At 52.0% G+C, this 25645-nt stretch carries 20 protein-coding genes; 4 read left to right on the top strand and 16 right to left on the bottom strand.

All coding sequences use genetic code 11. From position 1 onward, the window contains the following. Nucleotide 1: 1 nt before the first annotated feature. The 3 genes from ACOQPM_RS12445 to ACOQPM_RS12455 all read left to right on the top strand — a co-directional run bounded on the left by ACOQPM_RS12445 (nt 2) and on the right by ACOQPM_RS12455 (nt 4125). Complete coding sequence (locus tag ACOQPM_RS12445) at nt 2–1654, top strand: hypothetical protein (RefSeq protein ID WP_420629588.1); 1653 nt, start codon at nt 2–4, stop codon at nt 1652–1654. Between the two features lie 299 nt (nt 1655–1953). Beyond that, nucleotides 1954–3153 (top strand): trypsin-like serine peptidase, encoded by a 1200-nt coding sequence (locus tag ACOQPM_RS12450; protein ID WP_420629589.1) that lies wholly within the window; start codon nt 1954–1956, stop codon nt 3151–3153. 261 nt (nt 3154–3414) lie between these two features. After that, nucleotides 3415–4125 (top strand): hypothetical protein, encoded by a 711-nt coding sequence (locus tag ACOQPM_RS12455; protein WP_420629590.1) that lies wholly within the window; start codon nt 3415–3417, stop codon nt 4123–4125. Between the two features lie 57 nt (nt 4126–4182). On the opposite strand, the gene ACOQPM_RS12460 is transcribed toward ACOQPM_RS12455, so the two are convergent. From ACOQPM_RS12460 to rfbB, 4 genes are all read right to left on the bottom strand, one after another. Further along, complete coding sequence (locus ACOQPM_RS12460) at nt 4183–5484, bottom strand: PQQ-dependent sugar dehydrogenase (protein ID WP_420629591.1); 1302 nt, start codon at nt 5482–5484, stop codon at nt 4183–4185. Nucleotides 5485–5581: 97 nt separating this feature from the next. Continuing rightward, entirely contained in the window at nt 5582–6691 is a 1110-nt protein-coding gene (locus ACOQPM_RS12465) for an alpha/beta hydrolase (protein WP_420629592.1), read from the bottom strand. Between the two features lie 119 nt (nt 6692–6810). Next, nucleotides 6811–8145, bottom strand: coding sequence for a PQQ-dependent sugar dehydrogenase (locus tag ACOQPM_RS12470; protein WP_420629593.1), 1335 nt, complete (start codon nt 8143–8145; stop codon nt 6811–6813). A 243-nt stretch (nt 8146–8388) separates the two neighbouring features. Next, on the bottom strand, nt 8389–9411 hold the full coding sequence (rfbB, locus tag ACOQPM_RS12475) for a dTDP-glucose 4,6-dehydratase (protein ID WP_420629594.1): 1023 nt from the start codon (nt 9409–9411) through the stop codon (nt 8389–8391). Between the two features lie 226 nt (nt 9412–9637). Here rfbB and ACOQPM_RS12480 point away from each other — a divergent pair, with 226 nt between their 5' ends. Continuing rightward, nucleotides 9638–11254, top strand: coding sequence for a hypothetical protein (locus tag ACOQPM_RS12480; RefSeq protein WP_420629595.1), 1617 nt, complete (start codon nt 9638–9640; stop codon nt 11252–11254). Here the strand turns inward: ACOQPM_RS12480 and nudC are convergent, their stop codons facing one another. The 12 genes from nudC to ACOQPM_RS12540 all read right to left on the bottom strand — a co-directional run bounded on the left by nudC (nt 11255) and on the right by ACOQPM_RS12540 (nt 25587). Next, nucleotides 11255–12103, bottom strand: coding sequence for an NAD(+) diphosphatase (gene nudC / locus ACOQPM_RS12485; protein ID WP_420629596.1), 849 nt, complete (start codon nt 12101–12103; stop codon nt 11255–11257). Nucleotides 12104–12171: 68 nt separating this feature from the next. Then, nucleotides 12172–13128: a hypothetical protein gene (locus tag ACOQPM_RS12490; protein ID WP_420629597.1), complete on the bottom strand. Its 957-nt coding sequence runs from the start codon at nt 13126–13128 to the stop codon at nt 12172–12174. Between the two features lie 51 nt (nt 13129–13179). Then, complete coding sequence (locus tag ACOQPM_RS12495; RefSeq protein ID WP_420629598.1) at nt 13180–13710, bottom strand: hypothetical protein; 531 nt, start codon at nt 13708–13710, stop codon at nt 13180–13182. A gap of 9 nt (nt 13711–13719) precedes the next feature. Further along, complete coding sequence (locus ACOQPM_RS12500) at nt 13720–15615, bottom strand: vWA domain-containing protein (RefSeq protein ID WP_420629599.1); 1896 nt, start codon at nt 15613–15615, stop codon at nt 13720–13722. A gap of 1 nt (nt 15616) precedes the next feature. Continuing rightward, nucleotides 15617–16540 (bottom strand): DUF58 domain-containing protein, encoded by a 924-nt coding sequence (locus tag ACOQPM_RS12505; protein WP_420629600.1) that lies wholly within the window; start codon nt 16538–16540, stop codon nt 15617–15619. 22 nt (nt 16541–16562) lie between these two features. Further along, complete coding sequence (locus ACOQPM_RS12510; RefSeq protein ID WP_420629601.1) at nt 16563–17555, bottom strand: AAA family ATPase; 993 nt, start codon at nt 17553–17555, stop codon at nt 16563–16565. 88 nt (nt 17556–17643) lie between these two features. Further along, on the bottom strand, nt 17644–18306 hold the full coding sequence (locus ACOQPM_RS12515) for a hypothetical protein (protein WP_420629602.1): 663 nt from the start codon (nt 18304–18306) through the stop codon (nt 17644–17646). 179 nt (nt 18307–18485) lie between these two features. After that, nucleotides 18486–20111: a hypothetical protein gene (locus tag ACOQPM_RS12520; RefSeq protein ID WP_420629603.1), complete on the bottom strand. Its 1626-nt coding sequence runs from the start codon at nt 20109–20111 to the stop codon at nt 18486–18488. A 91-nt stretch (nt 20112–20202) separates the two neighbouring features. After that, nucleotides 20203–21156 (bottom strand): ABC transporter permease, encoded by a 954-nt coding sequence (locus ACOQPM_RS12525; RefSeq protein WP_420629604.1) that lies wholly within the window; start codon nt 21154–21156, stop codon nt 20203–20205. A gap of 72 nt (nt 21157–21228) precedes the next feature. After that, the gene (locus ACOQPM_RS12530; protein WP_420629605.1) at nt 21229–22059 is read right to left on the bottom strand and encodes an ABC transporter permease; all 831 of its coding nucleotides are present in this window, start codon (nt 22057–22059) and stop codon (nt 21229–21231) included. Then, a complete protein-coding gene (locus ACOQPM_RS12535) occupies nt 22056–23009 on the bottom strand; it encodes an ATP-binding cassette domain-containing protein (protein WP_420629606.1) in 954 nt (317 codons plus the stop codon). The genes ACOQPM_RS12530 and ACOQPM_RS12535 overlap by 4 nt, the downstream gene beginning before the upstream one ends. A gap of 115 nt (nt 23010–23124) precedes the next feature. Further along, nucleotides 23125–25587 carry a DUF7408 domain-containing protein gene (locus tag ACOQPM_RS12540; protein ID WP_420629607.1) on the bottom strand — a complete coding sequence of 821 codons (2463 nt, stop codon included), beginning with the start codon at nt 25585–25587 and terminating at the stop codon, nt 23125–23127. Nucleotides 25588–25645: the final 58 nt, after the last annotated feature.

The following is a 25645-nucleotide window of genomic DNA, read 5'->3' on the forward strand; positions in this document are numbered from 1 at the left end:
TTTGGTTCTGTTGGTTTGGCAGTTGGGGCAAACGGCCGTTTCTGTACGAGGGAAAAGTGCGCCGTTGCCGCTGGAAACAGCCATCACTAGTGAACAGCAAACGGCTCAGGTGTTGGCTTTGGCCGATGCGCGGGTGAAGGAACTTACCAACGGACAGCGCAGCGAAGTGTTTGGGGTGCGCCGGATGGGGCAGCAATTTACTGAAAATAGCGCAGCTTGTGAAACGGCCGTTTGCTACCAGGTAGAAATTTACAGCTTCGATGAGAACTTCACGGTAACAGCCGTGGTGGATACCGATGCAGGCATTGTGCGCGACGTGCTGCACCAGCCTAACATGCAGCCCGGCATCAACCAGCGGCTGGCTAACCGCGCCCTCCAACTGGCCCTCAACGACCCTGGTGTAATTGAAGCCTTAGGCTTTCAGCCCGATGAAGCCGATATGGCTCCTGTCGCCGCTGGGCTGCGTGGCTCCACCTGTGATCAGGGGCATCTCTGCGCCGGGCCAACCTTCCGCGTGGGCAACCGCATCCTTTGGGCTATTGTGGACCTCACCACCGAAACCGTCACCGCCCTGCGCTGGACCAACGTTTCTGACGACGGCAGCTTCATTCCTTACGAACCGGATGGCAGCTTTTGTCCCGCACCTGGTACGGCTAATCGAGACGGCTGGTCACTCAGCTACGAAACCACTGGAACCGATGGCCTACGTATTTACGATGTGACCTACCAGGGGCGTGATGTTCTCACCAGTGCGTCCTTGCCAGAATGGCATGTGGATTACAATGGCGAGTACACTTTTCCCGGCTTTTTTGATGTAACGGGCTGCGGCGGCAGCGGGGGCGGCTTTCCCATCCCGCCCTTTGGTGAGACGGAAGTGCGTGATTTGCTAGACGGCAGCAAGGTTATTGGTTTTGAGGTCGTGCAAGATTTTCGCATGTCGGCTTGGGGAGCGGCATGTAATTATCGGTATGGGCAGCGATACCAATTTTTTGCGGACGGCCGTTTCCGCGTCGTCGTTGGGGCATACGGCCGTGGCTGTGGCGATGATGTGCAATGGGAGCAGCCTGTCTACCGTCCGGTGATCCGCATAGACATTGCCGTCAATGGGGATACCAGCGACAGCTTTGCCATTTGGGACGGCACACAATGGTCATTCCAAAACAGCGAGACGTATCGCACCCCGTACGATTCACCCGGATTTGGCCCGCACCAGCTCACTGCCGACAACGAAGCATGGCTGCTGGTTGATGGTAGCGGGCATGGCTACATCATTGAGCCAGGGCTGGGGCAATTTAACGACGGCGGCATTGACGATATACCATTTGTTTACATAACGCAACATAAACCAGAGGAAGGCGACACCGATTTGCCCATCTTTAGCCCGCCGGGGCCAAGCTACTGTTGCAACGATGACCATTTGCAAGGCCCAGACATCTTCGTGAATGATGAGCCGATTGGCGACAATATCGTCTTTTGGTATGTGCCACAATCTGCCACCGACCGCGTTCCCGCTGCCGAAGACGGGGATGGCTTTTTCTGCTGGACGGTGAATGGCGAGCCCACCCCAGAGACCTACCCCTGCTTTGCCGGGCCCATGTTCCATCCCTTTGAGCTAACTGAGAAGACGTATTTGCCGCTGGTGGAACGGCCGTAAATCATCCTCCTCCAACGCTTTCCAATAACCTCCTATTACAAACTTTTCAATACACCCCTACGATAGGTTTGACTTGAGTACCAATTTCAATTATTATTATTGCTGTCAGTTTTGGAAGAAACTTTAAACATTTTAAGATCAAATATCAGTAATCAACTAAATACCGATTGTAAGTAGTCACAATATTGCTACCGCACTAACTATGATGAAAATTAGCCCATTTTCATACTCCAGAATGCGTGTATAACGCAACGGGGTAGGTTTTTATTGGGCTTTGTTATCCTTTAAGGAGGGATTTTATGATTCAAAAGGTAAAATTGGGATATATATTCGTATTTGGTTTGCTCTTGATTTTTAGTTCAAATGTTATGGCAAATACAAGTTCTCAAAGCAGCAGGATGCAACTACAAAGCAATGAAGAAATTAGTGTTGTTAGCAAAATAATTTCGCAAAATGAGCAACAAGCAGCTCTTGAATTTTGGACACGGGAAGCTATTAGCAATGCTGAACCAATCGGATTATTAGTCCAATATGGAATGCCCGACCCCGAACCCCTGCTGGAAAGTACAGAAAGTGAAACAATAAGCCCTGTGGGAAGTTCCCCGGCTGGGCGGGCTTTGCCCGATGCTGATTTAATTGCACAGGTAGCTTATCCCCATGATTGGGAAGGGTTAGAGGTATCGAGCGGAGAATCAAATTCTCCATTTCGTGAAACAAATGGCGAGCAAATATATGTAGAAGGTTCGGAACCAACAGAAGTGTCTGGCACTAGCCAAGTTTTTTCAAGCTACAATATTAATTCGACAGCTTCTTTACAAAAAATGTATCCCCACAATTGGGTAGGGAGGCTTAGTTTTACAACCTCTTCGGGAACTAGCTATTGTTCTGCCACCACTATTAGCGGCAACAATATTGTAACGGCAGCTCATTGTCTTTACGACACTACAAATGATCAATGGTTCTCAAGTTGGGTATTTACACCTGCATACCGTGATGGGAATGCACCTTATGGTTCTTTTCCAGCATCAGCATGCTATATATTAACGTCTTGGGTAAATTTAACAGGGAGCTACTCTATCAACAGTTGGGCGCGTTTTGATCTTGGGGTATGTTCAATGAACTCAAACTCTGCTAGCCAAACTCTTAATCAGGCTGTAGGTTGGATGGGGCGTCAATGGAATGCTTCTTATACAAAACATTTTTATGACCTTGGTTACCCTTTTAAAAATTATAATGATGATTTTATCCCCAATGCTGGACTATATCTTCGCACCTGTGTCGCAGAAAGTTTCCGACAAGCATATAATGTTCGTGGGATGGGCTGCAACTGGGGAGGAGGGATTTCCGGTGGTCCTTGGATGGTAAATTATGGGATAAATCAAGTTAGGGGCAATGTAAGCGGTGTAAACTCTGGCATATTCATAGGTACTAGAAATATTTATGGTGTCAGATTTACAGACAACACCATTGTCCCTTTATGTGATGCAGCCGACTGTTAGCGTTATTTATATTGTAGGCAAATTTGAGTTGTCATAACTAAATAGAAGCCCGTTATGTATTAATGCGTAACGGGCTTTCCTTTATTAGTTTGGGAACATTCTCTTGCTTTGCAACGTTATTTATTATAGTTAGGAGTTTCGCAGATTTGACTGATTTAAGTCGCGAACGGTCTCCGTCCTAGTTAGTAGATTAGTCTAATCTTCTGGTAAATTGCGTAAGTCTAAATAGTAATTGGTAATACTAATTGTTGAGGGTAAGCTATGAAGATTAAAGTTTTGTTTTTCGTTTATTTGTTTATCGAGTGTTGTTTGATTTGCACAGTAGGATGTACTAACTTATCAGGGCAGCTTAATGAAACGGAAACATTATCATCTAACGAAAATGAGATTAACAAAGAGGACAGCATAATCGTTGATGCGGTATCAACATTAGAAAATGATTCAATGAGTCAGAACGAAAGCAATTCACCTCCAGGAGGGGCAAGTCAGGATAATCCCGATACTTTGGCAAACAGTAATGATGGAGCCGAATCAACGCTCACAGATATATATGAAAATGATATCTATAAATTTGAAATTGAATATCCGGCCAATTTTATATACCGTATCCAAGATGGTGAACAATTTGAACTCCTAAATCCGAGGCCAACTGTATCCATTAATTTTTTGAGCCCTACGAAGGCATCAAGTGAACTAGGAGACTTGGAACTCGCAGATCTTGAAATACGTGCATTTCCAATTGAGCAATCGATGTCATTGGACAATTGGCTGGCTTCTAATGTGCAATCTCAAGGAAACACATTGAAACCATTTCAAACAGCAAACATCATTGGCCGCGAATTATGCTCTTCAACTATGGCGTTTCCGAGATGTTCATATTTTGTTTTTGGTGAAAGTGGCTGGGTGTTTCAATTAATACCAACTTCTGTCGAAGGCGAGATAATGATAAATTCATTTAGGTTTTCAGAGTAATTTCCTATCGCTTATCTGAGTGACAAAATCATTGTCATTCAAACCGCAACTGCAAACTTATCCAAAGCATGTAAGACCTACTCCACTTCCCCTCATGATAAGTGGAAGATAGACAAATTGATCTAAAACGGCTCCGGTTGGTTTTGCGCCGCTGCTGGATTGAATTTGGTAGATGGTGCCGCTGTGGCTGGCCACGTACAGCTCCCCATCACAGCCTTCGCCAAAGGTGCTGGGATTGCTCACGCCAATGCCGCCCAGTGGCGTGATGTTCCAGCCACTGCTGTTTTGTGCTAGCCAAAAGTTTCCACTGATAAAATCGGCGTAAATGTAAATTCCATTGAGATCGGGGAAGTCATTGCCCCGGTAGACAAAACCGCCGGTAATCGAATTTCCTTCGTTCATGCCAAATGGAAATGAACCGTGTGGATAATCGTCAAAAGGAAATTGGTAATTTGAGATGTCTCCACAGTTGATGGTATTGAATGTCTGATTGCCTTCATAGCAACGCCAGCCATAATTTTCGCCGCCGCCGCCGCTGGCAGGCTGAAAGTTCACCTCTTCCCATAATCCTTGCCCGACATCACCAATATATAAATCTCCCGTGTCTCGATCAAAGCTGATGCGCCAGGGGTTGCGTAGGCCTAAAGCCCAAATTTCATCCAGCGTGGAGGCATCGCCAACGAAGGGGTTATCGGCGGGAATAGCGTATGGAGAGCCGCCGTCAACGTCAATACGCAAAATTTTGCCTAGCAGAGCCTGTCTGTTTTGCCCGTTGCCGTCGTCTCCCCACGGATCGCCCCCGCTGCCGCCATCACCGGTGGGTATGTAAAGGTAGCCATCTGGCCCAAAGGCAAGATCGCCTGCGTTGTGGTTGCCTGCGGGTTGGTCAATGCGAAGGATTTCGACGGCACTGTTGGGGTCTGCCACGTTGGGATCGTTACTGACGGTGTAGCGAGCAATGATCGTATCACCGCTGCCAGAAACGGCCGTATAGTTCACATAGAAATAAGGGGTGTTCGGATAATCTGGGTGGAACGCCAACCCTAGCAATCCCCGTTCACTGTGCGTTTCGCTGTCTACAATGAGATTGATGTCCAGGAAGGGATCGGGCAGCATGTTGCCGTCGGCGTCAATGATACGAATGATGCCGGGCTGCTCCACGATGAAGAGGCGGTCATCTCCGGCGTTGGTGATGTCTACGGGTTGGATGAAGCCACTTTCGATGGCAACGGCCGTAATTCCCACGCCTTCTGGTGCTTCTGGGGTGGTAAATGGTTGGGCAGAAACGGCCGTTCTGCTTGCCAACCCAACCATCAGTATAAACCCTGCAATCAAAATCCAATACAAATGCTTCTTCATGCCAATACTCCTTCGTAAATGTAGGTCAAGTTTGCAAACTTGACTTACAGTAGGCGGAATGCCTGTGCTCCATTTACACTCATTTGGTCAATTCAGGCTAATTACAAACCCCTGCTGGTGGGGTTGTAGTGGCTGGTTTTACAACGAGAGGGAGGTAGACAAACTCATCTGCCGAGCCCAGAATGATAGGGGCCGAGATGGCAGAGCTAGCAGCACTGAAGCAAGAGAAGTGGAAACCCAGGCCAACTGCCCCCGTCGCCTGATGATATTGTGACCATTCGTGGTTTGATACTCCTGACAAGTTTGGATCATATTCGTGAGAAATCCCTAGATTATTTAGTTGAATAGACAGATCGTCGATTCCACCACCTTGACCAGCTGCTCCATCATTTGTGGCATCAACTAACCGGATTTGTAATCCGTTGGATTGAATGGCAGCAGCGTTGTTGGCGGTGATGGTAGAGATTTTGTACTCTGTTGGCAGTTCGCCAAGGCGTGGATGGTCAGAGCCTGCAGAGTTGGGAATGGACTCGAAGGCGGCTCCGGCGTAGGCGATGGTGGAGCAGAATTGATCAGGGTAGTTGAAAGCCAGCTTTACCGCTCCGCGGCCGCCCATAGAAAAGCCTTCGATGGCACGGCCGTTTCGGCTGGCAATGGTGCGGAAATTGGCATCTACAAAGGGAATCACATCGTCCATGATGACCGTCTCAGCCAGGATGGGAAAACTAGAGCTGGGGCCGTTGCCCGTGCTGTCGTCCCAATCGTCGTAAAAACTGCCCCGGCCACCATTCACAAACACTAGAATCGCCTCATCTACCATACCGTTGTCTATGAGGCTCGGCAGACTGCCGCTGCTGCCGCTAAACACGTTACTGAAGCCATTGAAATAGTTGTACTCATTGCCGCTGACGCCGTGCAGCAAATAAATGACCGGGTAAGATTGGTTGCCGCTGCTGTAGTTAGGCGGCGTGTAGACGTTAAACCCCACCACGTTGTTCGGCGTTTTTAGATTATTGCTTTCCAGTGTGCAATGTTCCAAGTTGCCCTGGCTGGTACCGGATACCGGGAGGTTGCCCGCGTTCCAATATGTGTCGGGATTTGGCGGGAAGCCGCCAGCCTCAACCAGAAAGCTACCAGAAAGCAGTACGGTGAAGAGGCCAAACAAGACAATCAGGCTAAATTGTCGGGGTTTGAACTGTCGTGTCATGATGATACTCCTTGCGGTGATGAGTAAATTGGTGTTTAGGTGTTTAAATATTCAAGTGCTCAGGTGAGCTTGTGGGTTTTGCTAGAAAACGTGAACAGTCGCTCACTTGAACGCATTGATTACGGCCGTATCTGAAAAATCTGCCCGGTGCGTGCCACCACATACAGCTCGCCGTTAATATCCTCGCCAAAGCTGTTGATGGGCAAGCCACTTTCATGCACGATGGCCGATTGCCAACTGCCGTCCGCGTTTTGGAAGATGCCCCAGATAGTGCCGCTGCAAAAATCGGCAACAAAGTAGTTGCCGTACAAACTCAAGTATTGCTGCCCTCTGTAAATGTAGCCGCCGCTAATGGAGCAGCCCAGCGAATGGTTATATTCAAAAATGGCTGGAACAAACCCCGTTGAGTCGCAGTTTTGCAGGTAGCAATAATTTCCTTCCATTGGGTTCCAGCCAAAATTTTGCCCGCTGGGAGTGTCGCTGGCTAGCCAGCTTACTTCTTCCCAGGCATTTTGCCCCACATCGGCCACGAAAAAATCGTCAGAATCACGGTCGAAGCTGAAGCGCCACGGATTGCGGAAGCCATATGCCCATACTTCCGGGCGGGCATTGGTATCGTTGATGAAGGGGTTGTCGGCGGGGATGGTGTAGATGCCGTCAGCACTGTTCACATCCAGGCGGAGGATGCTGCCCAGCAGTGTACCGGGGTTTTGCCCATGATTTTGTGGGTCGCCCTGGCTGCCGCCGTCGCCCATGCCTACGTACAGGTAGCCATCTGGCCCAAAGGCAACCATGCCGCCGTTGTGGTTGGCAAATGGTTGGGGGATGGTGAGCAGGATTTGCCCGCTGGCGGGGTCGGCCACGTTGGGGTCGTCGCTGACGCGATACCGGGCAATGTTGGTACGGCCGTTCTCGTCCGTGTAGTTCACAAAAAAGAAGCCATTTTCCTGATAGTTGGGATGGAAAGCCAGCCCTAACAACCCTTGCTCATTGCTGTTGTAGCCCACAGGCCCCGTCAGGTCTATGAATGGTGTGGCCAGCAGTGCGCCGTTCTGGAAAATCTTAATGAGGCCATCCTGCTCCACAATAAAAAGACGGTCATCAAAGGCGTGGGTCAGGTATAGGGGCTGGGTCAGGCCGCTGATGACTGGCGCTAGGCTGATACTACTGACGGGATTTTCTGGGATGGGGGTGATGGTCGGCGTGGGGGTGGGCGGCGGTTCGGTAGGTGGGGCGTTGGTGGCGGTGGGTTGGTCTGGCGCGTTGGTTGGCAACTCTTCTTCAATGACGGGCGGGGGGGGCGGCGGTGTGTTGGTGGGGGGAACGGCCGTATTTACAATGGGTGGTGTGGGGCTGTTTTGGCTTTGAACGGCCGTTTCTCCCAATTCATTGCCCTGGCACGCCGCCAAAAAAAGCAGGGTCACGCTTAAGCAAAAGATAATGAATGTACGCATAAACAGTTCCATAACAAAACCCTTCGCAAAGTGGCAAAATAGCATGAAGCGAAGGGTTATTCACAAAATAAAATCGCGCGTAAGTATAGCACAGGACCCCTACCGTCCGGTGACACTACTTAGAATCTGATAATCCAAATAAAAAGACCCCCAGCAGGGAGCTGTGGATCTTTGTTTATTCTTTATTGCGTATTGCGTAAAACATTCACTACGCAATATTTGTCTATCCAACTGTGAAAAGTATTACTGTTCCGTTTCCCAACGATGGCCATACTGCTTCTCGTAATACTCTTTGAACGCGCCGGATTTAATTTTGCGCCACCACCATTCATTTTCGCGGTACCATACGGCCGTTTTCTGCACAGCTTCAGCAGAGGTATGTTGTGGTTCCCAGCCCAGTGCCTTAATTTTGTCAATGTTTAGGCTGTAGCGACGGTCGTGTCCTTCACGGTCTTTGACATGCTTGATCAGGTCGTGCGGCCGACTGAGCGTTTTTAGCAGAATCTCTACCATCTCCACATTTTCCATCTCTTCGCCCGTGCCGATGTTGTAGGCTTCGCCCAGCACGCCTTTGTGCAGCACCAGGTCAATCGCTTCGCAATGGTCCACCACGTACTGATATTCGCGCATCTGACGGCCGTCTCCATACAGCGGCAGCGGCTCTTCATCAATGGCGTTGGTGGCAAATAGCGGTACGACCTTTTCCGGGTATTGGTACGGGCCAATGTTATTAGAGCCGCGCGTAATGGTTACGGGCAGGCCATAAGTGATGAAGTACGAATTCACTAGCAGATCGCCGCTGGCTTTGCTGGCGGCATACGGACTGCGCGGGTCCAGCTTATCGCCTTCCACGCTGGAATACCCTTCCGGGATGTGGCCATACACCTCATCCGTGGAGATTTGATGGTAGCGCATACCGTGTTTCCTGGCGGCCTCGAGCAAAACGTAAGTGCCGTACACGCCCGTCTGGATAAACGCATCAGGGTTCATGATGGAGCGATCCACATGCGTTTCGGCCGCAAAGTTGACGATGGTATCGGCATCATATTTCTGGATGGTTTCCTCAACTTGTTCAGCGTCGCAGATGTCGCCCTGTACAAAGGCGTAGCGCGGATCGTCTTTTACGTCCAGCAGATTGTCCAGATTGCCTGCGTAGGTGAGCTTGTCGTAGACGATGATGTTGTAATCGTCATATTTGTTGAGCATGTAGAGAACAAAGTTCGCGCCAATAAAACCAGCGCCACCTGTTACGATAATATTTTTCACGAGTAGACCCCTTTTGTGCTTATTGGTTTCAGATTAAATAGCGGTGCCATTGTAACGAAGGCTATTTTCACAGCAAAGGTACGGTTGTGCTATACTTTTCCTACTAATTTGCAACGCTTTTGTAACGGCCGTACCAACATCCCAGTGTAATTACGCAATCATTCATATTTTCTTACAATCTATAAATTTCTTTTTGTGATTTACACAACATTTTGGAGTTCATTAGATGGCGCAAAAATTTAATTACTTGTTTTTGAGCGATTTTCATCTTAGCGAAGGGCGCAATCCGGCCAACGGGCTGATTCATCGCAACGAAGATTTCTTCCAGGACGTGCCTTTTGCCCAATTTATTGCCCATCACGTAAAACTAAGCCGCCGCGAAACGGCCGTAGAGTACCACAACATTCCCTGGAAACTGGTCATCAACGGGGACATCTTTGACTTTTTGCAGGTTGTCACGCTGCCGCCAGAAGGCGCAGAGCTTTTCGGGGTGAAAGGGGTACGCTCACACGCGGACCTGCGCGAAAATGATCGCAAATTTGGCCTCGGCACATCCTCGCCAGAAATTGTGTGGAAAGTAACCCAAATTGCCAAAGGGCATCCCATCTTTTTTCAGGCACTGGCCTGGTTTATGGCTCAGCCGGGCAATGAGCTGGTGCTGATGAAGGGCAACCACGACATCGAGCTGTATTGGCCTGATGTGCAGCTACGAATGCGGCAGTTGTTGCAAAAAGCGTATGAAGGTTGGTGGGAAACGGCCGTACCCAACGACACCCACGCCCTGCTGCCCCATTTTGATGACCTTCCCGAAGCCCTCGACCTGGAAAAGCTGCAAAAGCAAGTTAGCTTTCCCCCCGCATTTTTGTATGAGCCGGGGCTGTTTTATGCCGAACACGGCTGCCAATTTGAGCCAGCCAACGCCTTCCGCAACTTTGAAGACCCCCGCCTCACCATCACAGATGATTTTCCTGATGCTGACAAATACATCGAGCTACCGTCCGGCTCCCTCTTTGTGCGCTACTTTTTCAACGACGTGGAGCATATTCACCCCTTCGCCGACAACATGAAGCCGATTTCCCGCTACGTCTTTTGGCTGCTGCGTCATGCCCCCGGCGAACTCACCACATTTTTATGGACGCTGCTGCCGCAATACCTGCGGGCCCGGCGTGAGGTGAATAAAAAGCTGAAAAATCGTGAAGACAAAGCACCCCAACAGGAGATGGAAGACCCATTCTTGAAAGCAATCCATGATATCCAAATTCATAGCCGAGAGTCAGTTTCATCATCTACTTGGCAAACGGTAGGCCGACTGGTGGGTAGCCTCCTGCTGGTTTTGGTAGTGATTGCGCTTCTGTTTTTAGCGGTTCGGGTGGTTGCTTTGGGGGTTTATTGGCCCGCGATTATTGCGGTGTTGCTGGCGCTCATTTTTGGGTACACTGCCTCCGGCATGGTGCAATCGCTGGATGATTTACTGGAAGGGCATTATTTGTTCACCGGGGCTGGCAGCATTGCTCGCTTGCTCAATGGGGGAACCCATCCGGGCTATGGCAGCGTGCGCTACTTTATTTTTGGTCATAATCATGAGGCCAATGCGCTCTTGCTGCCGCCCACCGATAAAAATCGGCCAAATTACCGGCAATGGTATGTGAATACGGGGGCTTGGGTGCCAGTGTTTAGCGAATCGGAACGGCTGCTGCGGGAGGACGAGCAGCTCACGTTTTTGCGGCTGGTGCCGGGGCGTGTGCAGCACGGCGACGAGGCCAAGAACAAAGATATACCGGAACTGCTGCAATGGTCTGCCCAGGCAAACGCACCGATGCCCGTGCGCCTTTTTGGTGAATGATTAGCTATTCGCTGCAACAAACGCATCCACCAACCGCCGGGCAATGCTCATGCTGGAGGGTAAATTGGGGAGCGTGTCTACCGTAAACCATTGGGCATCTTCAATTTCTTCTTCTTCTAGCACAATGTCGCCGCTGGCGTATTCAGCCGTATAGCCGACCATGAGCGAATTGGGGAAGGGCCACGGCTGGCTGCCAAAGTAACGCACGTTTTTCAACCGAATCCCCACTTCTTCAAACACTTCCCGATGCACACACTCTTCTAACGTTTCGCCCGGCTCCACGAAGCCTGCCAACACGCTGTACCAACCTTTCCGCCAACGGCCGTTTCTCGCCAAAAGCAAATGAGGCACACTATCAATCACCCTGTCTACCCGCACAATAATGGCTGGGGAAATGCGTGGGTAGGTGGTGAGGCCGCAGTTAGGGCACTTTTTAGCGCGTTCGTAACTCAGGATTTCGTTGGGGGTGGCGCAGCGGCTGCAAAATTGGTGCGTGCGATCCCAATCAATAATTTGCACGGCGCGGCCTGCTAGCCACAGATGATCCATAGGCAGGCGATTAAACAGTTGCCGCAAACCGGTAAACTGCGTTCCCGTTGGCGGCTCGGTTTCTTCGGCAACCTCGGCGGCGTAACAGTGGGTTACGGCCGTTTCCCCCTCAATCTTGCCCAAATAATGCTGCCGCAACAGGGCGAGGTTGTGGTTGCCGGTTGGGAGGGCGGCCGTCTCGGCCGTTGCCGTTTCGCCATGATCAACCACCAGCAGTTCACTGCCACGAAAGATAAACCAAAAGGCAGACGTGATTTCTTCGGTTGGCGGGATGACGGATGGCGCGAATGGTAAGTTCATAGTTGCTCCGGGAGTGGTAATTTGTAATTAGAAATGGGTAATTGTCCACAAATTACCCAATTACCCAATTATGGGTAAGAGGAGGGTGTATTGGTCGGTGCGGGAGATGTAGGGCCGGGGTAGCCGCTGCCCGGTGTGGCGGTGACAAATGATGCACTCGTGGGGGTGGGGTCGGTTGGCTCGCTGCCGGGCGTTCTGGTGGCAGTAGGTGTTGATGTGGGTGTGGCTGTGCCGGGAACGGCCGTTGGCGTGCCAGGGCCGGGCGTGGGGGTGTTGGTGGCTGTGGCTAGACTGGTTGGGGTGAAGGTGGGGTTGCCAGGAACGGCCGTGCCAGCAATAGTCGGCGTGCCAACAGGGGTATTCACAATCACCGTGCTTACAATTGTCACGTTGGGGATGGGCGTGCCGACGAGCGGGGGTTGCGTGCCGTCGGGCGGCGTTGTGGGGGTGCCGGTGCCAGGGAAAGGCGGTGGCGTGACGGACAAAACGCCAACCGGGGTTGCTGTGCCTGCCACCAGCGGATTTGGCTCGATGATTTGCTCAACTTCCAAATACCACAGCCCGCGATCTGGCTCTTTGCCGCAGCCTGCCGGGCCGGGGTAACGCCGCCAAATGCCAATCACTGTCATGGGCGTGTTGGGTGGCACTAGCGGCAGCACAATCGTCTCAAATCCGGTGGCGTTGAGCTGCAACCCATCTGCCACCAGCCCCCACTGAATGCGCGGCCCGCTAAATTGGGCGCAATTCACTGGCTCTAGCTGCAAATAGTTGCCGCTAACGCGAATGCGCTGGTTGACATAATCGGAGGGGCTATCGTTCAAGGCGTCAAACTCAACGACAATAGCTTCGGGATTGAGGGTGCTGTTGGGGGATACGGCCGTATCTTGCCAACTCTTCAACGGGCGCGAGCCACTAAACGTGATCACCAGCCAAACCAGCAGCACCAAAGCCAAACCAGCCAGCACCCACCACCAGCGGGCTGCTGTTGTAGTTTGTTCGATTTCTTGGTTGGCTTGTTCACTCATAAAAAATTGCAATCAAAATATATAGATTTACACAATGGCAGTTTTTGTTGTTTATTTGCGAAAATCAAGTTCTACTTGATTTCTGCGCCTTATCCACTCTCTCTGAAAAACTTCGAACCCCCTTCTCTCTACATCGTCGAAAGGTTTTTTAGGCTTTGCTTTTTCATAAAAATCAGATATTTGATCTGAAAAAGCACAAATCGAAGTTTTCCAATCGGCTGATGAAACATTTTTTTCTTGCCCATTTTCAGTCTTGATCAAAATATCGCTGTCGCGATGAATTACATCAAAATTAATTCCATTTGGACATTCCACAATAAAACAATCATTGCTTTTTTCATCTTGGTACATTGCATGACCACAGCATGGGAAAAGGTGATCGCCGACTGGGGATTCTGAAGTGTGTGATTTAGATAAAGTTCTCAAAAGATGTAGGGCTGCTGCACTTACACACCAGTTTCCATCGTCAGGAGAAACAATCACCAAGTCACCGATAGAGAACTCAACAGAACCATGAGCGCATAAATCAATCGTTTCATCTTTTGTTATCCAATTAAGGTTGTGTGCTGTTAAAGTAATCATTTAGACGATTCATCTTCGGATACGATTAATTACAGAAATTGGTGGCAATTTTGGCCAGCGAGTGCCGCGATAGTGAACCCACCACTCCAAAATGAGCACGGCCACGGCGATGACTAGCAGCCAGGGCCATAGTTCGCGCTGGCCGACGTCGCCTTCATCTTCGGTTTCAACTTGCGTTTGCCCCACAACCAAATCTGCCACTGGCAAAATCCGAGATTCTGCTGGGCTAAATAGATTCACGGCAAAGCTGCCTGCGGGTCGGTCTGCCGCCGCGTCGCGCAGCAAGACGGTGTACAGACCCGGTGCGTCCGTCTCAGTGAAGAACAAATCTTCCTCGCCCACTTCGGCCGTCCAGCGACTGCCATCTGGTTTTTGTACGAGAACGGCCGTACTGCTCGCCCCCGGCACCACCGCCACCGGATCACCGGGCTGGAGTCCCGTGGGGGCATCAAAGGCGCGTCCGGGGCTGAGCCAGCCTGTAATATTAGCCATTAAGATGGGAAATGCAATTTGCAGCGGCAGGTCAGAATCTCGCAAATCAAAGGTGAGTAGGGCAATCCGGTAGCCGCCGCTCTCCCCGATTTGCACCAGCGGCCCGCCTTCTGCCGCCACCAACGTTTGCGCCCACGGGGCAGACACCCGCTGCGCTTGCAGCACATCCACCTCGCTCCACTCCACAAATTGCAGCAGCGGCGACTCCTCCAGCCGCGTGGTAATCGTGTTGGAAAATGCGCCCGTCACGCTAAACAGCCCGCCTTCGCCGCCCGCCTGCGGATTGATGATGAGCATATCGGCGGCAGGTGGCGGCTCCGGCAGCGGCACGCCGTCGAAGATGACGAAATCGTAATCAAATGTTTCGGCGTCGAGTAAATCGCTGCCGGGCGGCACTTTAAACGCCTCGATGCCGGGCAGAACGGTGAACACCTGCTCCAAAAAGAGATTCCCCTCCGTCACCAGCAGAGTGCGATTGCTCACGCCCCCCTCGTGGACGGCCCAGGCTACGTCGTCCAGCAGCAAAAAATCACCTTCATTTTCGCTGAGGTGAGCGCGGATGGTGGCCGTGCCGGGCGGCAAATCCCAGGTGACGTTGACGCTGCTGCCCGCTGGCACCGTCAGGCGGCGGGAGTCGAACAGCGTGCCGTCCAAGTCGATGCTCAGCAGCGTTTCGCGGTCAATCAGCCCCTCGTTTTGCACGCTGGCAAAGAGCTGGATGCTGCCTTCTAATTCGCGTGTGGCCAGAGCGGTGATGGCTAAATTCTCTCCGCTCTCGCCAATTGGTAAATAAATTGATTCGACAGGCAGAGGCGGCAAATCATCGGGTAAGCCCCCGTCAGAGATGATGACGATACGGCCGTCCCTGAAACCCTGCGCCGCCCCGGTAGCCAATGCAAAAGCAGCGTTCCAGGCAGCATCAGCCGGGTCAGGCTGTACGATTTCGAGGGCGCGTCGGAGCTGGGTGCGATCGTTGGTGGCGGCAGCCAGCACGGTAGGCGTTTGACCCACTTTGATCAGCGTCATCTGGCTGTCCCCGCCCAGATCGCTAATCAATCGGGCAACTTCCGCCTTGGCGGCATCAAATCGGGTTGGCTCCACGTCGGCAGCCTGCATCGAGGCAGAGGCATCGAGCAAAACGACCACGCTGCCGCTGATGATGGACGGTGTGGGTAGAAACGGCCGGGCCAGTGCAAACACTAGTGCGACCAAAATAATCAGTTGCAGGATGAGGAGCAAATTGCGGCGGAGCTTTTGCCAGGGGGCGTTAGCCTCGCGGTCACGCAGCAGCTTTTGCCAAAGTAGGGTACTGCTCACCATCACCTCGCGCCGCCGCAGCCGCAGCATGTACAAGATGATAATTGGTGCGGCCAGCAGGCCTAGCAGCAGGAAGAGGGGAGTTAAAAAAGACACGCTATTTGACGACGCCCTTTACGCGCAAAGTCTGCATGACGAGCTTTTCCCAGGGTAAATCGGTGGTGAGGGGGATGTAGTGGATGTGCCGGTTGGCACAGTAGGTGGCGATTTCGGTTTGCCACGCTTGCAGCCGCTCTCGGTATAAATCCAGCGTGGTTGGATCTAGCGTAATCTCTGCATCCGCGCCCGTTTCGATGTCTACCAGCTTCAAATCGCCCGTCACGGGTGGTTCCATCTCATCGGGACTGAGCAGGTGAATGAGGCCAACTTCGTAACCACGGGCTTGCAGGGCATTGAGGCCTTCCTGGTAGCCATTGGGAGAAAGCAAATCGCTGAGAACAAAGAGCAGGCCGGGTCGCCGCCCTCGCAGCGCGTAATTTTTAAGCGATTGATTCAAATCGGTAATGCCCTCGCCGCTGCCGGTTTCCAGAAATTGCAGCAAGCGCAGCGAGTTTTGCTGACCACGAAATGGCCCCCAGGTATGGTCGCCTCCGCTGCTGAGGAGGGTAACGGCCGTTAAGTCCCCAGCAGCCAACCCAATATGTCCTAACGCCCCAGCCAGCCGCAACGCATAAGCTAACTTGTTCTCCGATTGTTCACCGTCATCCGGCCAATTCATGCTGGCGCTGGCATCAACGAGCAGGTGGATGGCTAAATCTTCCTCTTCTTCGAGCAGCTTGATGAACGGCCGTTCCAGCCGTGCATACACATTCCAATCTAGCCGCCGCAGGTCGTCGCCTTTGGTGTAGTTGCGGTAATCGGCAAACTCAATGGAGGTACCGCGCTTGCTGCTGCGCCGATCCCCCTTCATCACGCCAACGCGCACGCGCTCGGCCACGAGGGTAAGCTGTTCCAGTTTGCGTAGGGTGGTTTCGTCAAATATGGGCATGGAAGATTGGAGATTAGAGATTGGGCGATTCATTTAATCTCCAATCTCAAAAAAATTATTCTTTTGGGATCGCCTGTAGCAAATCGGCAATCACGTTGTCGGTTTGGATGCCTTCAGCTTGGCCTTCAAAGTTGAGCAGAAGGCGGTGGCGCAGGGCGGCGGGAGCAACTGTGGCTACATCATCGAAACTGACATTGAGACGGCCGTCCAATAGCGCAGATATTTTCCCACCCAACACCAAAGCTTGCGCCCCACGCGGGCTGGAGCCATAGCGCACGTACTGTTCCACCAACGGCGCAGGGCTACCGCCCGGATGCGTGGCAACGACTAGCTGGCTGATGTATTCACTCACATGGCTGGGAATGGGCACCTGCCGCGCCAATGCTTGCATGGCGATGAGTCGCTCACCGTCGGCGGCCACACCTGCCGTGGGCGTGTTTTTGCCCGTGGTGCGCGCCAAAATCTCTGTTAGCTCATCGGCAGAAGGGAAGGGGACGTTAATTTTGAAGAGGAAGCGATCTAGCTGCGCCTCTGGCAGCGGGTAGGTGCCTTCTTGCTCGATGGGATTTTGCGTCGCCAAAACAAAAAATGGTTCTGGCAAGGCGTAAGTGTGGTTGGCAACCGTCACCGTTTTTTCCTGCATGGCTTCCAGCATGGCGGACTGTGTTTTGGGCGTGGCGCGATTGATTTCGTCGGCCAAAATCAGGTTGGCAAAGACTGGCCCTTGTTGAAAGCGAAACGCGCGACGGCCGTCTGCTTCTTCCATGATTTCGGTACCGGTGATGTCCGCAGGCATCAGGTCGGGGGTGAACTGGATGCGGCTGAATTCCAGCTTGAGCACCTGCCCCAGCGTGCGGATGAGCATCGTTTTGCCCAGCCCCGGCACGCCTTCTAGCAGCACATGCCCGCCGCTCAGAATGCCCACCAGCACATGCCGCACCACATCCGCCTGCCCGACGATAACTTTGCCGACTTCATTTTCAATGTTTGCTGCTGTCTCTCGAAAATCTGCTACCGAAAGTTCAGCCAACGCTGCGTCATCAATCATAAAAACCTCTTACTTTCTCTCGTTTCCACGCCAAATGTGGAACGAACTGTGATATTCATTAACCGATCATTTCCAAATGTACGTTTTGTCAATCAAATTCTTGGAAAGAAAAATCTATTTGGCCGCTGAATCGCCATTTATTGCTTGATCTTTCCCAAATATAAGTATTTGTCGATCCCCTTCTTGATTGGTAATGAACCTGAGCTTTCCGCTCTAGCGGAATTACGTTCACATCCCAAAACAAATTTAATGTTTCATCGGAAATTTCCATACCATTGAGGAATTTTAGAGAGTCACTAATAAACTCTGAATAGCTGTGATTCGCTTGATACGATTCCGACATAAATTCATATGCTGTCTGATAATTATTCTGGCTAAGAGCGTCAGCAAAGGCTTGATGTTGCTGACGCACGATTGATCGGGAAACAAATTCAACTGCAAACAAAAGACAGTAGGTAATCGTAATTCCTGAAATAATTTTCTTGTAAGACGCTCTAAGCTTTGTCCTGGGAATAGGTTCTTCACGGAGAAAAATATATGATCCCCCAAGAACACCCGCAATAGTCGCCGGAATGTAAATTTGATAAACGATAACTGTAATCAGCGGAAAATCAAACAGTGCAAAGAAGGCTGCGAGACCTAAAATTAGTGCAACAAGAATTCCACCCAGCAGGGCGCAAAATAATGTTCCCACCACGACAAAAAGTTTGTGTTTTGTTTTTCCTGTTGTTTGAATTGCAGGATTGGTCATTTTCCTAATCTGATTTGCTTTACTTGTCATTTCGAACGATAGTGAGAAATCTTTCTACTATCGTAGCTAGCTGGCTTATAAATGGGGGAAGGATTTCTCCCTTTGGTCGAAAGGACAGGTGGTGGTTGGTTTGCTCAGCCAAGTTTGGTTTCCTTGGGCGGCTCACAAAGAAAGCGCGGCTATGGTTCCAGGGATGAGAAGTAGTCCCGAATGTACCCTTTGAGGCCGAGCGGGATGTAATCGTCGGCGAGGGCTTCGTTGGCGGCGTTGCGGTAGTCGCCAAAGACCTGCTCGTAGGGAACGATGCTTTGCTCGTCGCCAAACTCGGTGGGGTTCTCACTGAGTAAGCCGCCACAGTCGGCTGGGTTGGCAATACATTCGGCAGGCAGTTCAATATCTTCTCCCTCGAATGCACTCAAATCTACCAAATCAGGCGCGTACACATTTTCGGCATGGCCACCACCTGGGCCGGGGCCACCTTGCCCAGTGCCTTGCTCACTGCCACTGCCTTGCCCGGAGCCTTGTCCCTGGCCTTGCCCTTGACCGCTACCTTGTCCAGACCCTTCGCCCTGACTCTGGCCTTCACCTTCACCCTCGCCTTGTCCACTGCCTTCGGCCTGTTCCCCTTGGCCAGATTGATTGCCTTGTCCCGCCTGGGCAACCTCTTGCTTCCCTTCGCCAAGTTCATTGGCGGCGGCGTTGGCTTGCCCGGCGGCGGCATTGCTTTGGGCGCGCTGCTGAAGCGTGCCTGCGGCTTGCTGGAGCGCTTGCTGCGCGGCGGCGACATCGCCATTTTGCAGGGCTTCGGCAGCGGCGGCGAGTTCGTTGGCTAGTTCGCTATCTACGTCTTGGAGGGAAGCGGCCGTTTCCAGCAAATCATCCGCCAATTCCGCCAACTCCCCATCCGACAGCGTCGGCAAAGAGTCGGCTAGCTGCGCGGCGGCCGCATCGGCCTGCGCCAAATTGCCATTTTGCAGATTTTGCCCCAGCGACTGGCTGTTTTGGTTTTCGGCCAGCGGCTGCCCGGCGTCTTGCAGGGATTGTTGCAGATTGGATTGGTCGTTGTTGGCGGCGAGTTCGCGCAGCTCTGCTTCTGCTTCTGACAGCGTGGCGACCGCTTCTTCCTGGCTTAAGCTGCCCTGTTCCAGCCCTTCCAGCGCGTTTTGGATCGGTTCCAGCAGTTCTTCTTCCTGCTCATCCGTTAGCTCTGGATTTTGGATAATTTCTTCTTCCAATGCTTCTAGCGCCTCTACCTGCTCCTCGATGCTTTCCTGGATGGCACGGCTTTTGAGCAAGGCAGATTCCTGGGCGTTGGGGAGAAGTACGGCCGTTCCCAACAAAATAATCGCCAGCAAAATAATCAGCCAATCCTGCCGGTTCACTTTGAAAGGCAGCATGGCTTGTGTGTCTACGTGCCGAACGGCCGTTAACGTGTCGTTCAATTGCAGTTTGGCAAAGGTGGGATTAGTTTCTAGCTGCTGGGTTTGGATTTCAACGGCCGTACTGACCCGCTCTTTTAGCAAAAATTGTCGGTCAGCAAACCGCGCCTGCTGCAGCAAATCATATCGGCGAGCCAGCAGCACAATTGCCGCCACCAGCAAGCCAACCAGCCCCACCCCCCCAGCCACTAATCCAACTTCCTGGTTGGTAAGCAGCGGGCGGAATCGAGCAATCGTGGCCACGACCACGCCCAGAAGCAACCCCAGCAGCAAGCCACGCGGCAACCAAAGCAGGCCATCACGCATCCGGCGACGGCCGTTCCACTGCCCCAACTGCTGCTTTAATTCCTCAAATCGTTCGTTCATATTTTTTGCCATAGAGGACATAGAGATTTGTGAAACCTTTTCACTTGGAGTTTTTTCTCTTTTTCCTCTGTGCCCTCTGTGGCCAATCTTTTTATTGCGTGGCAATCTTCCGCACTCGCCGCACGCAGGCGTAAAACAAAATTACCGACAGCAAAATGTACAAAATTAAAAAGAGCGGCCACGGTGAAAAGAGCCAAATAGTGTGGCTGCTGCCAGACGCGCCGCCAACGACGGTGCTGAAATACCAAAGTGAGCCTTCTTCCACCAGCACAATGTCACTCACAATCAGTGTGGCCGGTAGATTGGTTGCTGCCAGGAATAAGAGAACATACATCAAGGCAGCTTCGGCCGTCCAGGTTAGATAAGTAGCGCCAAACAAAAATGGCCCCAAAATCATGCTAAACAGCCCTACAATCACTGGAATGCCCACGGTGACAAACAGTGCCCCGGCAAAAGTCACCACGCTGGCCGAAAGCGTCGTCCGCATTCGGGCTGAGGCATACAATCCCCACAGAGCAAACGCCATAGCGCTTACCAGCACAATAATCTGCGACAAAACCAGTTCAATCACCGCTACGCCGCCCATCAAAAAGGCAATGCTTTGCAGCGGAATCGCCACAAAAATAAGCAGCAGCACGTAGCTCAATGCCGACACCAGCTTACCCGCCACAAACGATTTTGCAGATAGCAACGTGGTGCGGAGCAAATCATACGTTTGCCGCTCCTTCTCGCCGCTGATGGCTCCCGCCGTAAACGACGGCCCCACAAAAATGACCAGCATCACCTGCAAACCCAGCACTGAGCTGAAGACGACCTTGCCCACTTCACGGGAGTCGGGGCCAAACGGGCCGCTGGCGGCTGATGCGAAGGCAGAATAGACCAGGGCAATGAAGCCGCTCATCACCAGTAGATGCACGGTGAGCACCACAAAGGCGCGTCGTCCGCGCATCCGGCTGCGGAGTTCTTTTACGGTAACGGGATTTTCCCGCAGCCGCTGGATGAAGTTTTTCTTTTTTGTGATTGGTTCTTGTGCCAGTTCGGTCATAATGCCTCTAAAAATATCTTGCTCAGAAGTTCAACTTTTGTCAAAAGTTGAACTTCTCCAGTGCAGTATTACTCAATTGCTTAACTTTCTCGCTTGCCGCACAATGCCCCACCAAAGGAGGAGGACGGCCGTTCCATAAACGGCCGTTGGTGAAAACATACTGCCACCCACAGAAAGTAAGGTATCTGCATTAAACAGATTCCAAACGCCAAGCCAAATCAGGCTGCTGTTAAATAGCTTCATCAAAACCACGCTAACGTAGCTGGCAGCCAGGGCAAATGTAGAGGAGCGTGCCCAGGTAGACAGATACATGCCAATGAAGGCAGCAAACAACACCTCCACCCACGGCCGTAACCATGCCCCCAGCCCAATGAGCAAACTAGAAACGGCCGTAGCCTCACTCGGCACCACAGTAATGACCAGCAGCAGCATCAACGCCTGAAAAAAGCTTAATACCAACATCACCTTCCAGATATTTAGACGTGCCAGCCCGCCAAACAACTTTGCCAGTAAAATGCTAGACGTTGCGTGCGGCGTCAGACGCAAAATGTCCCACGTACCCCGGTTCACTTCCATACTGATGGTGGGTGCTGTCAGCGCTGGAGCCATAAACGAGCCATAAATTGTTAACATAGACAACATCCCGCCCGGTAAGCAGACCAGGCAAATAAAATTGAACAGCTCATCATCCTCAGTTGCCCCCAGCAGTGCCGGGTTCGTCCCCGCGCATAGCCCCAGCACAATTGCGCCCATCACCACAAAGGGCGAATAGCGGCGCAGCTTCTCGTAATATGGATTTGGGTTTCCCCAGCCGCCTTTCTCGCGCAAGTAAACTGGGTTCTCGTTCAGCGAACGAAACCAACGCCACCCTGCTCGTAGCCCCGTTGGGAACCCCCACTTCAATTCACAAGCCCTTTTGTTACCTGCAGGAACACATCTTCCAAATCGCCAGTCTCTTCCTGGAAACCAACCACCTGGAAGTTGTTGGCAATCAAGCTGGCTAAAAGCTGCCCCAACGCCTCGTCGTCGCCCGTAAAGTCAAAGCGCAGTGAATCCGAGGGAATATCTGCTTCCTCAGAGGTAATGATGCCATCCACTGCTTCGTGGCGCAGCAAGAACTCTTGCAAAGGCATCAAATCGCCCAGCGCGCGCACCTGAATGAGCCTGTGCGCCCGAAGCTGCCGCTTCATCTCTGCCATGTCGCCATAGGCTACCAGGCCACCCGCCTCTAAAATGGCGATGCTGGTGCAAATATCTGCCACTTCAGACAAAATGTGCGAGGAGAAGAAAATCGTCTTGCCCATTGTCTTTAGCTCGCGCAGCAGTTCCCGAATTTCGATGCGGGCGCGGGGATCCAGGCCGCTGGCTGGCTCATCCAGAATGAGCACCTGTGGATCATGGGCCAGCGTGCGCGCTAGGCAGAGACGCTGCTTCATGCCTCGGCTCAGGCTGTCTACAAACGCATCCTTTTTGTGGCTAAGATCCACCAGTGCCAGCAAATCATCCACCATGCCCAAGCGGGTGGTTTGGGGAATGTCGTAGCAGGCGGCAAAGAAATCCAGATATTCCCACACCTTCATATCGTCGTAAACGCCAAAAAAGTCGGGCATATAGCCAATGTTTCGTCGCACTGCGCGTGGATTGCCTATGACCGATTCGCCTGCTACCCACGCCTTGCCGCTGGTGGGCTTCAGCAGCGTAGTGAGAATTCGCATGGTGGTGGTTTTACCAGCACCATTGGGGCCAATAAAACCAAACACTTCCCCTTCCTGGATGTTCAGGTTGAGGTCATTTAGGGCGGTCAGATCGCCGTATTTTTTGGTGAGTCCTTGAATTTCGATGATTGTTGACATAAACACTCGTTAGCGTCATGCTTGCCCTCACCTTCGCGAGGATAAACTTGGCAGGCATCTAGTTTTCGTGACAAATAGATTCCCGCACAGGCGGGAATGACAGTTGGAAATTGGGTTATTCATCCAAATTACCTGTCAGGATTGGATAGATTTCGCCGATGCCCAGGCCGAACTGACTGTTGTTGTCTTGCAAGCGCAGGCGAACTTCGTTGTTGGGGCCAATGAATGGTGCAAAATCATTGATGATATTGTTACCCCAAACCGGATTTTCCACGATGCGCCAAACGCTGTCCTCAAAATCCCAAATGCGTACTTCTGGGGTGATTTGGCTAGGGTCTTCAAATTGCTGCGTCAGCGAGAATCCTAATTCGGTTACTTCCATATTTTGCAATTCTGGCCAGGGAGTGTAGGAAAATTCCACCCAGCCGCCGTTCAAGTACAAATCCTGAATGGTGGGATTGTAAACATTGTTATTGCCGATTGGTTCCCAGTTGAGCAAAGAAACGGGGATAGCAATGTTACGGCCGCTTACCAAATTTTGCTCTAGTGGAATCTCTATCAGGTACAGAGTGGTGCTTTCGCTGTCGAAGTTGTCCCCACCCAGGCTGGCGTTAAGTTGTGGCTCGTTGGACCAGGCGATGAGAACGGCCGTTTCCTGCGGAACAGCAAATGTACCAGGGCCGCCAAAATTGCTGCTCTCTAACGCTTGCAGCAGTTGCCAGCGGGGGTACAGTTCCCGGTCATTGTAATAATCAAACGAGCCCAGAATGGTCTCTGCATTGGCAGAAAGCGGCGCGTTAGAGCCAAAGCTGCCGCCAAATACAATCCCTCCCGTGGTGCCACCACTGCTGCTGCTGGCGCTTCCCATTGGTAAAGAAAGCGTGGTGCGCTCGTTAGGAGCGATTTCGCCTACTGATAGCGCCCGGTTGCCCACCAAAATGGAGGCTGTTTCCAGCGTGATGTCGCTGCTGTTTAGCACGTCTAGCGCCAAAATCAGGCTGTTGCCCTCGATGGTAAGCGTGGCCGAGCCGCTGACGTTTACCGCTGGCACGGCACTCTCTGCCAGGAAAACAGAAACCTCACCAATATCTACGCGCACATCAGAGATGGTAACTTCATTGCTGTAGGTAACAGCGCCAATATCGGCTTCATTACTGCTAAACGGTGAGCCGAAGTTTTGGTTATACGGCCGTGCCAGCGAATTTTGCGGCAGCACCAGATCATACGTCTTGCGCGAAGGTGAGTAGAGACCCAGCAGACTGTACACATCTGCCTGTTCCGCGTCAGTTTGGCTATAGGCCACCGAAATCTGGTTGATGATGGTGTCGTTGCCGCGTAGCTGGAAGCCAGTGAAGTAAGTGACTGCGCTAAAAATTAGCACCAACGCCGGAATGGTGATCCAGGCGCGTTCTAGCTGGTTGCGCCGCTTCAAAATTAAGTAATTGAGTGGCCCAACCACCATGGTGTAAACAAATAAAAAGCCAATGAGTTGCAAAATGCTGGGCAGCGCCAGCGTGGGCAGGCTAGAGACGGCTTCAACGGCCGCGTAGCTGTTTTGCGGCCCTAATCCCCAACTGCTCACGTCCGGGACGCGGCTAGCAATAGCGGCCCAAATGGCTTCGCTGCCGTCCCAATCCAGCAGGGGAGCTAGACGCGGGTCTAGCGCCAAAAAGTAAACAGAACCGCGCCCTACCGACTGCCGCGCCAGCAAGGGCAGCTCATCTTGGCGGAAAATCAGTTCGCCATTGCGTAGGCTGCTGGTGGCCACCACATACGGGCCGGGATCGCGGAACGGGATGCCGATGCGCTCACGCAAGCCAGGCAAATCGTCCACGGAGCGGCTGCCGTTTATGGTGACTGGGAGGAGATCGGTGAGGGCAGCGGCCGTTTTTTGCCAATTTGCCCCGCCCGTTACAATAAGCTGACCGCCGTTCTTTAGCCAAACCTCTAGTGCCCTGCGCTGCTGGCTGGTGAGCTGGCTACTGTCTGCATCGTTGAAAATCAAGACGTCGAGCGTGCTCCAGGCAACGGCCGTTTCTGGTAGATCATCTAGCGTCAGGAGGGCAACGGCTGCATCTGCCCGCCCACCGGGAATCCGCTCCAAAAAGGCAAATTCGGCCGCATCGGGGCTAACCACACCGTAGAGCAAGTCAGATGTTGCCCCTAGGCGGCTCAAGCTGCCGCTGCTGGCTTCAGCTACCAGGGTTCCGTCATTTTGATACAGTCTCGGCTCAAGCGCACTTGTGCCCGCTGGAGCTTTAACGTAAAGCGTGACGCGCTTGTTTGATTGTGTGGGTAGGCTGATCGGGCTGCGATAGGGCGTTCGCTCTTGGGAGCCACTCTCGCGCACCAAAATTTCGACATACCCTTCAATAGCTGGGCCATTGTTTGCGGCCGTTACCTGCACGGGAACCCAATAGTCGCTTTTGAAATAGCTATCGAAGCCCACGGCAACGTCTAGCGTGATGCCGTTTTCATCATCCTGAGCGGCAACGGGCGCAATTGAAATCCCATAGATTGCAAAAAAGAGGGAAAACAGGAGAAGAAACCGGATTTTTGAGGCACTTAGTTTAACCATAGTTTGTATACGTTTTAATGCTGCTATTCGTTCCATCTGGCCGATTATACCGAAGGGA

Source organism: Candidatus Leptofilum sp. (assembly GCF_965223525.1).
Lineage (GTDB): Bacteria > Chloroflexota > Anaerolineae > Promineifilales > Promineifilaceae > Leptofilum.

Excerpts from the sequence above, each read along its gene's own strand:
- ACOQPM_RS12450 (WP_420629589.1), top strand. The coding sequence starts at position 1,954 with ATGATTCAAAAGGTAAAATTGGGATATATATTCGTATTTGGTTTGCTC.
- ACOQPM_RS12455 (WP_420629590.1), top strand. The coding sequence starts at position 3,415 with ATGAAGATTAAAGTTTTGTTTTTCGTTTATTTGTTTATCGAGTGTTGT.
- ACOQPM_RS12460 (WP_420629591.1), bottom strand. The coding sequence starts at position 5,484 with ATGAAGAAGCATTTGTATTGGATTTTGATTGCAGGGTTTATACTGATG.
- ACOQPM_RS12465 (WP_420629592.1), bottom strand. The coding sequence starts at position 6,691 with ATGACACGACAGTTCAAACCCCGACAATTTAGCCTGATTGTCTTGTTT.
- ACOQPM_RS12470 (WP_420629593.1), bottom strand. The coding sequence starts at position 8,145 with ATGCGTACATTCATTATCTTTTGCTTAAGCGTGACCCTGCTTTTTTTG.
- ACOQPM_RS12480 (WP_420629595.1), top strand. The coding sequence starts at position 9,638 with ATGGCGCAAAAATTTAATTACTTGTTTTTGAGCGATTTTCATCTTAGC.
- nudC (WP_420629596.1), bottom strand. The coding sequence starts at position 12,103 with ATGAACTTACCATTCGCGCCATCCGTCATCCCGCCAACCGAAGAAATC.
- ACOQPM_RS12490 (WP_420629597.1), bottom strand. The coding sequence starts at position 13,128 with ATGAGTGAACAAGCCAACCAAGAAATCGAACAAACTACAACAGCAGCC.
- ACOQPM_RS12495 (WP_420629598.1), bottom strand. The coding sequence starts at position 13,710 with ATGATTACTTTAACAGCACACAACCTTAATTGGATAACAAAAGATGAA.
- ACOQPM_RS12505 (WP_420629600.1), bottom strand. The coding sequence starts at position 16,540 with ATGAATCGCCCAATCTCTAATCTCCAATCTTCCATGCCCATATTTGAC.
- ACOQPM_RS12510 (WP_420629601.1), bottom strand. The coding sequence starts at position 17,555 with ATGATTGATGACGCAGCGTTGGCTGAACTTTCGGTAGCAGATTTTCGA.
- ACOQPM_RS12515 (WP_420629602.1), bottom strand. The coding sequence starts at position 18,306 with ATGACCAATCCTGCAATTCAAACAACAGGAAAAACAAAACACAAACTT.
- ACOQPM_RS12520 (WP_420629603.1), bottom strand. The coding sequence starts at position 20,111 with ATGAACGAACGATTTGAGGAATTAAAGCAGCAGTTGGGGCAGTGGAAC.
- ACOQPM_RS12525 (WP_420629604.1), bottom strand. The coding sequence starts at position 21,156 with ATGACCGAACTGGCACAAGAACCAATCACAAAAAAGAAAAACTTCATC.
- ACOQPM_RS12535 (WP_420629606.1), bottom strand. The coding sequence starts at position 23,009 with ATGTCAACAATCATCGAAATTCAAGGACTCACCAAAAAATACGGCGAT.
- ACOQPM_RS12540 (WP_420629607.1), bottom strand. The coding sequence starts at position 25,587 with ATGGTTAAACTAAGTGCCTCAAAAATCCGGTTTCTTCTCCTGTTTTCC.